The organism is Candidatus Kaistella beijingensis (genome assembly GCF_020084865.1).
Classification (GTDB): domain Bacteria; phylum Bacteroidota; class Bacteroidia; order Flavobacteriales; family Weeksellaceae; genus Kaistella; species Kaistella beijingensis.
In genome coordinates this window covers 2,430,060-2,442,597 of the sequence record NZ_CP071953.1, presented here as the reverse complement: position 1 = coordinate 2,442,597, position 12,538 = coordinate 2,430,060, and the positions used below count along the sequence as shown (strand labels likewise).

At 39.6% G+C, this 12,538-nt stretch carries 5 protein-coding genes; 4 read left to right on the top strand and 1 reads right to left on the bottom strand.

Annotated elements, in window-relative coordinates; genetic code table 11:
- Positions 1-52 precede the first annotated feature (52 nt).
- Complete coding sequence (locus tag J4771_RS11300) at positions 53-6,661, bottom strand: T9SS type B sorting domain-containing protein (RefSeq protein ID WP_224135105.1); 6,609 nt, start codon at positions 6,659-6,661, stop codon at positions 53-55.
- Between the two features lie 297 nt (positions 6,662-6,958).
- On the opposite strand from J4771_RS11300, the gene J4771_RS11295 reads away from it, so the two are divergent.
- From J4771_RS11295 to J4771_RS11280, 4 genes are all read left to right on the top strand, one after another.
- The gene (locus tag J4771_RS11295; RefSeq protein ID WP_224135104.1) at positions 6,959-9,754 is read left to right on the top strand and encodes a T9SS type A sorting domain-containing protein; all 2,796 of its coding nucleotides are present in this window, start codon (positions 6,959-6,961) and stop codon (positions 9,752-9,754) included.
- Positions 9,755-9,786: 32 nt separating this feature from the next.
- Complete coding sequence (locus J4771_RS11290) at positions 9,787-10,230, top strand: hypothetical protein (RefSeq protein ID WP_224135103.1); 444 nt, start codon at positions 9,787-9,789, stop codon at positions 10,228-10,230.
- 95 nt (positions 10,231-10,325) lie between these two features.
- On the top strand, positions 10,326-11,870 hold the full coding sequence (locus tag J4771_RS11285; protein WP_224134934.1) for an IS1182 family transposase: 1,545 nt from the start codon (positions 10,326-10,328) through the stop codon (positions 11,868-11,870).
- Between the two features lie 96 nt (positions 11,871-11,966).
- Positions 11,967-12,509, top strand: a complete 543-nt coding sequence (locus J4771_RS11280; RefSeq protein ID WP_224135102.1) for a hypothetical protein — start codon at positions 11,967-11,969, stop codon at positions 12,507-12,509.
- The last annotated feature ends 29 nt before the right edge of the window (positions 12,510-12,538 follow it).

Below are 12,538 nucleotides of genomic sequence, written 5' to 3'. Positions count from 1 at the left end.
TTGAGTTAAAAAAAGCCTGAATTCAAATTGAATTCAGGCTTTTTTTGTCCTATTAATCTCTGTTTTTCACTAAAACCCAACCACTGTATTGAGATGGCGTTGCCACACCTGGTTCAGTCCAGTGCATTACCAACCAATAACTTCCTGTTGGTACTGCTTTTCCGAATGCTCTTCCATCCCACGTATAACGGTTGTTTTTGTCTCCAACAAAGACTATTTTTCCGTAACGGTCAAAAATTTGCATGAACGGAGCATCCTTTTTCAGCAATGCGGAATAATTGAGCACATCGTTAATGCCATCTGCATTCGGAGTAATTACGTTATAAGGCTCTACAACTGTAATTTCATAAGAAACCGGAGCACAGTTGTCGCTGGAAATTACATAAATGGTATGATCACCGCCGCGGACATTGTGGAATACGTTTGACGACTGATAACTTCCATTGTCAATCGCATACTGATAAGGTGGATTTCCTCCAGAAACGTTAACAGTAACAGTAGTTCCCATGATTTCAACCCCAGTGATTGTTGGCATAGGGACAGAGCTTACAGTAACATGTTGGCGGAAAGTACAGCCATTGAAGGTTAAATCAACCCAATAATTCCCAACAGGTACATCTATCGTTTGAGTTGTTTCCCCGGTACTCCATAGATAGCTGTCAAAACCTGGCCCTGCATCAAGTTGCGTAATCGTTCCCGGACAAATTGCTTTGTCTTTCAAGACAATAGATTTTTTAGGAATTTGAATTGTTACATTTAATTTAACGATGACGTCACAATAATTAGCTTTATGTAATCTCAAATAATAAACGCCCGACTGATTCACGGAAACTGGATTTGGAATAACCGTTCCGCTATTTTGTGCAGCATTTAAGTTGTCATAGTATGTTGCAGTGACACCCGAAAGAGCTGTGAAATTTGAGATATATGAACCCAGGTTCACGGTTTTAATTCCATCTTCGTTATTGTCGGCGTTATCACACTCCGTAACAGAATCTTCGGTTTTACTAACAGGTATATCATTCCCTTTTTTGAAATCAAGCTGCTTCACTTCTCCTGGACAATATTGTGAGAAAGCACGCACCCAAATCGTCGTATTAGTTGTGTAAGACCAAGCTGCTGGATTTTGGATGTAATTGTTGTTTCCAACATTTGCGTCGTTTTGGTTTAGATAATAATGTACCGTAAACAAACTGCTGTTGCCAATAATTACCGGTGTTATATCATTCAAATTAACATCGATTTGTCCATCAAAATTTTCATCGCATTTTACTCCGCTGAAAAGATTAAGCTTCCAAACTGGTTTCGGAGATTCAAGAATCGTGATGGTTTTCGTGAAAGGACATCCTGAAGCATTGGTAAAAGTAATAGTGTAAGTTCCTGCTCCTAAAGTTGCGGTGTTTGTGGTTGAAACAGTTGCAGTTCCTTTTTTCCATAACCAAGTGGTGTACGTAGGCGAAGGTTCTGCCGTGAGCAAAATAGTACTTCCCGCACAAATGGTGTATGAATTTAATAACGCAGTAGGTGTCGGAGATTTAAACAATAGATTTAAAGTCCCTATAACATCGCAGAAACCTGCTTTGCTAAATCTGTAATAAAAGGTTTTATCACCGGAAATTGTTTGTGAAGCGGCAATATTCTGTCCAGGTAAGTTGTTTTGAGCCTTAACCAAATCATCAAAATATTTTACCGAAGCTGTTCCATCGGCGGTAAATATGGTTCGGTAGTTTGCCAAATTCACAACTTCTGATCCGTTCATCGTGTTATCGTCGCAAACTGTTCTTGTATCCGAAGTTTTAATAAGAGGAACACTTACTCCGAAGCCGAAGTGAATTTCCTCCGGAATATAGGCGCAGTACTGTGATTCTGCTCTCACGTATACGATGGTTGGTGCTGTAAACGTCCAGTTGGTCAGATTCGGAATCGTGTTGCTGTTTCCCGCGTCCCTGTCATTTTTATTCAAATAATATCTCACATTGAACAAGGTGGAATTTGCAGCATAGTTGGTCACGATAATCGGGGTTACCGTGTTGAAATTCACTGGATCACTGATTCCATCAAAATTACTGTCACACAGTGTCGCGTTATATGCGGCAATATTAAAAATTGGTTTTGGGGAATCAACAACCGTGATGGTTTTCGTGAAATCGCATCCCGAAGCGTTGGTAAAGGTTACGGTGTAAACCCCCGCTCCCAAAGTCGCCGTGTTCGTCGTGGAAACCGTAACGCTTCCCTTCTTCCACAACCACGCCGTGTAAGTTGGCGAAGGTTCTGCCGTGAGCAAAATAGTGCTTCCCGCACAAATGGTGTATGAATTTAATAACGCAGTAGGTGTCGGAGATTTAAACAATAGATTTAAAGTCCCTATAACATCGCAAAAACCTGCTTTGCTAAATCTGTAATAAAAGGTTTTATCACCGGAAATTGTTTGTGAAGCGGCAATATTCTGTCCAGGTAAGTTGTTTTGAGCCTTAACCAAATCATCAAAATATTTTACCGAAGCTGTTCCATCGGCGGTAAATATGTTTCGGTAGTTTGCCAAATTCACAACTTCTGATCCGTTCATCGTGTTATCGTCGCAAACTGTTCTTGTATCCGAAGTTTTAATAAGAGGAACACTTACTCCAAAGCCGAAGTGAATTTCCTCCGGAATATAGGCGCAGTACTGTGATTCTGCTCTCACATATACAATGGTCGGTGCTGTAAACGTCCAGTTGGTCAGGTTCGGAATCGTGTTGCTGTTTCCCGCGTCCCTGTCATTTTTATTCAAATAATATCTCACATTGAACAATGTGGAATTTGCAGCGTAGTTGGTCACGATAATCGGGGTTACCGTGTTGAAATTCACTGGATCACTGATTCCATCAAAATTACTGTCACACAGTGTCGCGTTATATGCGGCAATATTAAGAATTGGTTTTGGGGAATCAACAACCGTGATGGTTTTCGTGAAATCGCATCCCGAAGCGTTGGTAAAGGTTACGGTGTAAACCCCCGCTCCCAAAGTCGCCGTGTTCGTCGTGGAAACCGTAACGCTTCCCTTCTTCCACAACCACGCCGTGTAAGTTGGCGAAGGTTCTGCCGTGAGCAAAATAGTACTTCCCGCACAAATGGTGTATGAATTTAATAACGCAGTAGGTGTCGGAGATTTAAACAATAGATTTAAAGTCCCTATAACATCGCAAAAACCTGCTTTGCTAAATCTGTAATAAAAGGTTTTATCACCGGAAATTGTTTGTGAAGCGGCAATATTCTGTCCAGGTAAGTTGTTTTGAGCCTTAACCAAATCATCAAAATATTTTACCGAAGCTGTTCCATCGGCGGTAAATATGGTTCGGTAGTTTGCCAAATTCACAACTTCTGATCCGTTCATCGTGTTATCGTCGCAAACTGTTCTTGTATCCGAAGTTTTAATAAGAGGAACACTTACTCCAAAGCCGAAGTGAATTTCCTCCGGAATATAGGCGCAGTACTGTGATTCTGCTCTCACGTATACGATGGTCGGTGCTGTAAACGTCCAGTTGGTCAGATTCGGAATCGTGTTGCTGTTTCCCGCGTCCCTGTCATTTTTATTCAAATAATATCTCACATTGAACAATGTGGAATTTGCAGCGTAGTTGGTCACGATAATCGGGGTTACCGTGTTGAAATTCACTGGATCACTGATTCCATCAAAATTACTGTCACACAGTGTCGCGTTATATGCGGCAATATTAAGAATTGGTTTTGGGGAATCAACAATCGTGATATTCTTGGTAAAAATACATCCCGAAGCATCCGTAAATGAAACAGTATAAGTTCCGGAGCTTAATGTGGCCGTTTTAGTATTTGAAATCGTTGTTGCTCCCTGCATCCAAAGCCATGCAACATAAGTTGGCGAATCTTCAGCTGTAAGGGTAATAGTTTCTCCCTGGCAAACGGTATAAGAATTTAACAAAGCGGTTGGAGTAGAAGGTTTCAGTGAAATATTCAATGTACCGATTACATCGCAGAAGCCAGCCTTTTTAAAACGATAGAAGAAACTTCTTGGACCTGCAATAGTTTGTGCGTCAGTAGTTGTTGGCGTGTTATTTTTAGCATTTGCTAATGTGTTAAAAAACTGGACTGTTGCACCCGGGTCGGTTGTAAACTTTGAAGTGTAATCCGAAAGAAGGATGTTTTCTGAATTGTTCTGATCATTATCGCATTTATATTCTGTTACCGGATCGGTTATGGTGAAAGCGGTTCCGGTTTGCAAGATAATTTCTTTAATGACAGAAGGGCAACCATTTGGAGCATCAACTCTAATCCATATACTCCCACCAGGAGAAAAACTGTATGTCCCAGTAATATTATTTGCACCGCCCACATTGGCACTGGCTGCGTCTGAGTAGTAACGCACAACAAAATTAGACGCTTGAACCAAAACAATTGGCGTAATGGTGCTTACATTAACTTTATATATGCCATCCATCACTCCATCCAAATCCTCGTCGCAATGGAGTTTTGTGTAGAGGTTTTCTTTAACTTCAGGCGCGAGCTTTGATTTTAGTTCCACTTTCGCGACCGAAACACAACCTGCACCGTTTACCAGACGAACATAGATGAAGCCGTCTGCTGAACTGTAGTTGGTGAAATTCAAGATTTGATCTGCTGCAATATTATTTTGCGCGCCAGAAAATGTTTTGAAATAACTTTTTGTTAGAGTGGTATCCGGAGTTACGTTCGCTGTGGTTAAGTTATAAGTTGCAATTCCATTGGTCGAACATTCTTGTAAAACCTGATTATCATTTTTTTCGATCATTTGTATCGAGTACTGAATCGTTTCACAATCTGGAATCACACCGATGCCGCAGAAAGAAATTTTGAACGTATCTGTACCACTTACATTGGGGTTTGCGGTGTAGATCACCTGTCCTGTTGGAGTTATGGTAACAGTTCCTTTTGTAGGAGGTGTTGTCAAAGTTACCGTTGCCGGATTTACCGTTTGCGAACTCAAGGCAAACGAAGGCGTTAATGTTTCACTACCACAGGAAGGAATATTCTGGTTGGTATAAGTTGTACAATTGTAGAATTTATAATCCTTCGTCTGAATTTCTGGACAGGATCCCTGCTTTACTTTTACTGCGTAAATCCCTGCTTGTGGAGGGTCGTATGAAAAAGTGTTATTGATTCCCGGAGCAGGACTGTAAGATCCGTCAGGATTTTTAAGAAGCCATTCGTAGGAATCGTAACCTGCTGTAACAGCAAGTGTTACTCCCGGTAGACAGTTACCATCAACCTTTAATATTAAAGGAATTGCAGAAAACCCTGCAAAATAACCACCATAACCAAACGCACCATTTCCACTTGCAATTCCCGCTGTTACTGCTTTTGTGGAAACTACAGTAATATTCCCCGTTACATTAGGAATAGAATAAGAAACCCACTTTTGATTGGCTGCAACCGAAGAAATATCGTAAGGTCCATACAATGGATTTGGAGTGGTGCCATTTACTGTAACTGCCGCTCCTTTTTCCGTAATAATATTCAGTTTTGTTTGAAAAGGCGGACTGTGTGGAACGTTTGATAGATAATTAATGTAACTGATCTCATCAATTCTTTTTGGCAGATAACAGTTTAGTGGCGGTATATAATTCATTCCCCCTGTAGCCAAAGGTGATGAGCCGCTTTCTACACCTCCTAAAACCTGATAAACGTATATGTTCTTGTCCGATTTAATATGCATATTAAAATGCGTGCCTCCCCGAAGAATATAATTATTTTCTTTGATAAAGTAATAATCGCCTTCATTGGCTAAAGTTGCGATCGGTGTAGGCGAATCATTTACAAAAACCTGCGTGTTTTTTTCGGTAGCCACCACAATAGCACCCTCCATATTATTACCGATTTGTCCGTAACCTTTTACAATTACGAATTCATCTCCCAGTTTATCCACGGGCACCGACTGATCCATCAAAATATCGGTCCCGGCACCGCTGTTGGTGGTTGCATACTGCCCGTTAAAATTACCGTTGCTCATCGAAATGGGCTTATCCGCGGTAACTGTTGCCCCGATGAATCCATCATAATTGTTAGTAGCATCTGACCTTCCGTCAATAATATAAGATTGTCCTTTATTTAATGTAAAGGTGAAACTTGTGGAAGAACCTGCACCATTGAATGTTAAAAGTTTCTTGAAATTATTTACAGTAACCGTAGTATTGTCTTCTGTGGCAAGAAAACTTGCTGCAAAACCCGTATTGGTACTGTAGTAAGTGTTTGGAGCAACTACGGTATAGAATTTTGTGCCGATTCCCGCCGTTCCTTTTGAAGTTATAATTTCAGTATGATTGGTTACCCCAAAGCGCAAATTAGCAAAGCAAGGCTTATCGGCTTTTATATATAAACCAAGCGTTCGAACTTTAAACAGATCAAAAGTATCGGTGGTGATTATATAACTCCTAGGAACGTTATAAACGCCAGGATTTCCCTTGCTTATTGTGAGGGTTGTTACAACCAAATTATTGTTGTAGACATACACTTTGAAAGGTGTCGTCTCATTGGTTGAGACCTGTAGAAATTGTTCGTCTCCACCATTCGATTGTCCATCAAACATTGGGGCAAACCAGTGTTCACGGTCAAGCTGCGCAAAAGAGAAAAACGAAATAAAAGAAAATAAGAGGAATAGAAGTTTTTTCATGGCGGAAAACGAAATTATTCACAAATGTAACATTTTATTAGTATGTTTTAAAGAATATTAACATTCTGTTGCGAGGTTGAAATTTCAAAAAAAATTAAATAATAGGTAAAAACAGATGAACACTCTTTATTAAATTCGTTTACTCCGAGGTTGAACTGTTGAAAAACTCAAAAAACATAAACGAGATGTACGTTCATTAAGGTTAAAATGAAAAATTCAAAAATTAACTCCAGAACCGACCTAAAAACTATAGAAATTTCTTACATTTACGCATCATAAACTTTTAAAACAAACCCCATGAAAAAAAATATTTTTACTTCCCTTACAATATGTTTATCCATTTTAGGATATTCACAGTATTTATCGCCTAAATCGCAAGATCGAGCAATAAAAAAAGAACGCAAAGAACTGGTGAAACAGTACGCGAAACTTGAAAAAAGCATGAAGTCCATCCATGCGCAAAAAGGTAACGCAATTCCGCCAAATGCTTATAACGAGCAGGATTTTCAAGAAACCATGAATCCGAAAACAGGTGCACCAGAATTTTACAAATTACTGGATTTAAAGGCTGATTTAGATGCGGGGAAATTCAAACCAAAGGAACCGCTTTCACTCCTCGCAAATATCGGAGGCAACAACGGAAGCGACAAAAGCGTGATCAATCAACCTTGGACTGAAAGAGGTCCTTACAGAGTAGGCGGAAGAACACGCGCAATAATGTTTGATCCCAACGACCAAACTGGTAAAAGAGTTTTTGCAGGAGGTGTTTCAGGAGGTTTATGGAGAAATGATGACATTACCAGTAGCGTTTCAGAATGGCAGCCAATAAGTACATTTTGGTCCAATACGTCCATCTCCTCCATTTCTTATGATCCCAATAATCCAATGACGTTTTATGTGGGAACAGGCGAATGTGAAACCGGCGACGCCATTGGTTCAGGAATTTGGAAAACAACCGACGGCGGTGCAACCTGGACCAACATATTTGTACTCCCACCCTACTACAACGGAACAACCCGTAACGGAAATTTCTACATCAATGACGTAAAAGTTCGAAACAACAATGGTGTTTCTGAAATTTATGCCGGCGTAAGTGGAGGAAATATTTCCATCAATTTTAATGACGGATTTTCAGGATTAATGCAGGCAGGTTTATATAAATCTACCGACGGTGGCGCTACTTTTAACAAAATTTCTTCACTTTCTGTTCCCGAGAATCCCAATCTTGGGCTTTCTGTTCAACAGATTGAGATTGGGGCAGACAATGCGGTTTGGGTTTCAACGCGTACTTCCAGATATTCTTCAGGAGCCAGTTCAGGTGGAAAAATCTACAGATCAACCGACGGAACTACATTTACAAAAATTTATGACGCGAATATTTCTGGTGCAAGAGTAAAAATGGGACTCTCTAAAACTAATCCTTTGAAGGCTTACGTCCTAATGAGTGCTTTAGAGCCAGTACGCATTTTAAAAACTGTTAATGGAGGCGCAACCTGGGTCGCTACAAATGACGCTTCACCTACCATTACCTTACCACAAGATGCAGACACCGGGATTCCTACTAATGATTTCACCAGAGGACAGGCTTTTTATGATTTGGTAATTACTCCCGATCCCGTTAATGATGAAATAGTATATACAGGAGGAATCGACCTCTTTAAATCTACTGACGGTGCAGCCAGTTGGAAACAAATTTCAAAATGGTCGAACAATAATAATTTAGCTAGTTTAACAGCTTCCTTGGTTCATGCAGATCAGCATGCGATTGTTTTCAATCCTAAAAATCCACAGCAAATGCTTTTCGGAAATGATGGTGGAATTTTTTACGCTGCAAACAATACCAACTTCAATTCCAGCGTAGCGATCTTAGCCAGAAATACACGTTATAACGTTACCCAATTTTATGGTGCAACACTTAACCCTGTTAAAACTCCGAATGATGAAGAGTTTTTAGCAGGTGCTCAAGACAATGGAACTTCGCGGTTTGCAGGTGGACCACTTGCGAATAATTTCTACAACGTCTCTTCTTATTATGGCGGTGACGGATGCCATACCGAATTTGACGATCAAGGACTTTACAAAGTATATAGTTATGTTTATAACAACCACTTCATTACTGCACCAAACGGAAGCAACTATTCCTTATTTGCCGTAAACAATGGTTTATTTGTAAATATTTTAGCAGTGGACAGAAATATGGATGTATTTTATTCCACAATATCCGGATACACCATGAACCGTGCAACTGGTCTGAAGACCAACAATGCTTACGTGAAATCTACCATAAGTGCAGGAACTGCTTCAGGAGACAGAATTTCAAAAATATCCGTTTCTCCTTACACCACCACTTCTTCGACCTTGTTTTTAGGAACCAATTCCGGAAAAATTATTAAGATGATCAATGCTGACACAACGCCGGTTAGCACGGTGATCGCAACTCCTTTTGTTGGTAATGTTTCTGATATCAAATTTGGAGCAAGCGAGAACGAAATTTTGGTAACGCTTTCCAATTACGGTGAGACCATGAAAAACGTTTACTTTACAAATGACGGTGGAGCAACTTGGCAAAATAAGGAAGGAAATCTCCCAGACATGCCGGTAAGAGCAATTTTCATGAATCCGACAAAACCTTCTGAAGTTATCATCGGGACCGAAATGGGAATTTGGGGAACGGCAAATTTCGCAGCCGCATCACCAACTTGGGCACAGTACTCCGATGGGATTGGAAACACCAGAGTAACCAAAATTGACTACAGACCTTCAACCAAAACTTTATTGGCAGCAACTTACGGAAGAGGAGCCTGGACTTCAACCAACACCAATGATTTGGCTGTTCATAACACTTCTTCCAGCAAGGAGAATTTCAAGATTTATCCAAATCCCTCAAGAGGTTCGCTATACATTAAATATGAGGAATCAAAATTCAGAAAGCTTAATATTTCCTTATTTGATGCCTCCGGAAAAAAAGTGTTCGCAAGAAATAATGTTGGTTCCGATGAGGAAATGCTTACTACCCTTCCGAAAGGTTTTTACATCCTTAAAGCTGAAAACGGCACGGAAACTGTTTACACCACTCCGGTAATTATTAGATAATGTTTTTAAAAGCTTTAATAACAACAGCTACAATGATTCTTTCCTGCAGTCCTGTAGCGAATGAGTCAGCGGTGGTTAATCAAAAAACCGCTGTTGTACAAAAGCTGTCGGTATTGTCTGCAACTGAAACCGATTGGATTGGAGGTGTTCAAGGCGTTCGTGGAAAAATTTATACCATCAGAATCAAATCAACGTTGAAACAGAAAGCTACTTTTTCAGCTTTGGAAATGAATGGCGAAAAAATTCCCGTGACCGCATTGCTTAAAAACAATATTTATACAGTTACAGCCAGAACAACCAATCCAAATCCACAACCGGATGCAGGTTCAGCTCTTGGAAGTACTGAAATTTCACCAGCAAAAAGTGGGGTTCTTTCTTATACCGAAGGAACTTCCAAGACTGTGAAAAAATTGGTGATCAGCAAATTCACCCCCGTAGAAAATGTGCTGAAAAACGGTGACGAACCGGTGCAATAAATTTTATTTAGAATCCGTCTCACAACTGAGGCGGATTTTTTTGGTTATTATTTAGGATTTTTGTATATTTATCATTGATAATCAGATAGTTGTTTATGAATTTCAAGCATTATAACCAAAATCAGCTGGTGCTGTTTCCTTATAGTTTTGAGGAATTGATTCCCGAAAATCACCCTGTTCGGATTGTCAATGATATTTTGGAGAGAATTAATATAGATCCGCTTCTAAAAGCCTACAGCAGAGAAGGAAATCCCAGTTATCATCCCGGGATGATGCTCAAAGTGATGGTTTTTGCGTACATGAATAATATTTATTCCTCCCGGAAGATAGAAAAAGCGCTTCGGGAAAATATCAATTTTATGTGGCTTTCCAACATGAGCATTGTGGATCACAATACCGTGAACCGCTTCCGGAGCAATAAGCTGGAAGCGGCTTTCAAGGATATTTTCTCGCAAGTAGTTTTGCTTTTGGCAGATGAAGGCTTGGTGAGTTTGAAACAGGTTTTTGTGGATGGAACGAAAATCGAAGCACAGGCAAACCGCTACACTTTTGTTTGGGCAAATGCCATTAAAACCAATAAAGAAAAAATGCTCCGCCAATTGGAAGATCTTTGGAAATACGCTCAAAACGTGGCAAGAGAGGAAGACAAAGACCCTGAACCGCCTGAGTTTAAAGAAATCAGCAAAGAAAAGATCCAGCAAACCGTAGAAAATATCAATGCCAAATTGAAAGGCAGCGACCGCAAGACCGATTCCGACAAAAAAGCTAAAGCCAAGCTGAATTACATTAAAAATAATTTTGAGAAAAACCTCGATAAATACGAAGCTCAGGAAGCGATTTTAAAAGAAAGAAACTCTTACAGCAAGACGGATGAAGACGCCACTTTTATGAGAATGAAGGATGATCACATGCAGAACGGACAACTTAAACCCGCCTACAATGCACAAATTTCTACGGAGAATCAAATCATCGTCAATTATACCATTCATCAGCAGACCAATGACTTCAATACCCTAGAGCATCATCTTAAAAATTTTGAGAAACTCTATGGGGAAAAAAGATTGGCGGAATTAGAAGAACTCACTGCCGATGCAGGTTATGGGAGCGAGCAGAACTATGAATTGCTGGAACAGAACAATATTACACCTTATGTAAAATACAACACCTTCGACAAAGAGCAGGATGCCCATTATCAGGCGAAACACAAAACATTCAGCAAAGAAAATCTGCACTACAATCAGGAAAAAGATTATTACGTCTGTGCGATGGGTCAAAAGATGGAAAAAACACACGAAAGCACTCGGAAAACCAAGACCGGTTACCCTCAAAAACTCTCGCATTATCAGGCTAAAAACTGTGATGGATGCCCAATCAGAGGCGTTTGTCACAGTTCCAAAGAAAATCGCAGTGTAGAGCGAAACCATCATCTGGAACAGTACAAAGAGAAAATCAGGGAACTATTAAACAGCCAAGAAGGCATTAAAAAACGCAGACAACGCTCGGTTGAAGTAGAACCTGTGTTTGCACATCTGAAACATTGCAACAATTTTAAGCGGTTTACCCTGAAAGGTCTGAAAAAAGTAGAATTGGAGTTCGGATTGCACGCATTAGCACACAATTTAAGAAAGAAAGTTGCCTAAAGAAGACAACTTTTTCTTTTTCCAAAACATTGAAGATTGGAACTGCAATAAAAAATCCGCCTCAATTTTTATTGTGAGACAGATTCTTTACTTTTAATGAAACTCAAGAATCTTTATTTTCTATTAATCACCGTTTTAGTTGCGGTTTCTATATTTAACTTGCCTATTCTCAGTACTTTCAGAGCGCATGTTAAATACAAAATCCGTGTTGATATCATCAACAAAAACTTTAAAAATAAAGACTTGATTGTTTTTGAAAGCTCCCAAATAACTGATGCGAAATGGCTTGAAGAACACGAGTTTATTCTGAATGACGAAATGTTCGACGTCATCAAAAAAGAGGAAATCAACGAGAAGACTTATTATCATTGCTTTAATGACACCCATGAAAACAAGGTGAGAAAAGTGCAAAAATTTGTTTCCGAAACCCTCAAATTTAAATCTGTTGAAATTCCAGAGATGGGAGTTCCGAAAGTGGTTTTACATGCGCCACAAAACCAATGCTGCGAAATAGTTGAAGCGCAAAATGGTATCCTCAAAAATTTCAAGATTTCTCCGTCGAAAATCGCGGTAACTGATCGCAGATTTGCTTACTGTTATTGCCAAAAATTCAATATTCCGCCCGAAAATTACTGTTGATTCATTATTTAATTTTAACAGTAATATTT

What these genes read in the sequence shown, in the direction of transcription:
- J4771_RS11290 (WP_224135103.1), top strand. Translation starts at nt 9,787, where the DNA reads ATGATTCTTTCCTGCAGTCCTGTAGCGAATGAGTCAGCGGTGGTTAAT.
- J4771_RS11285 (WP_224134934.1), top strand. Translation starts at nt 10,326, where the DNA reads ATGAATTTCAAGCATTATAACCAAAATCAGCTGGTGCTGTTTCCTTAT.
- J4771_RS11300 (WP_224135105.1), bottom strand. Translation starts at nt 6,661, where the DNA reads ATGAAAAAACTTCTATTCCTCTTATTTTCTTTTATTTCGTTTTTCTCT.
- J4771_RS11295 (WP_224135104.1), top strand. Translation starts at nt 6,959, where the DNA reads ATGAAAAAAAATATTTTTACTTCCCTTACAATATGTTTATCCATTTTA.
- J4771_RS11280 (WP_224135102.1), top strand. Translation starts at nt 11,967, where the DNA reads ATGAAACTCAAGAATCTTTATTTTCTATTAATCACCGTTTTAGTTGCG.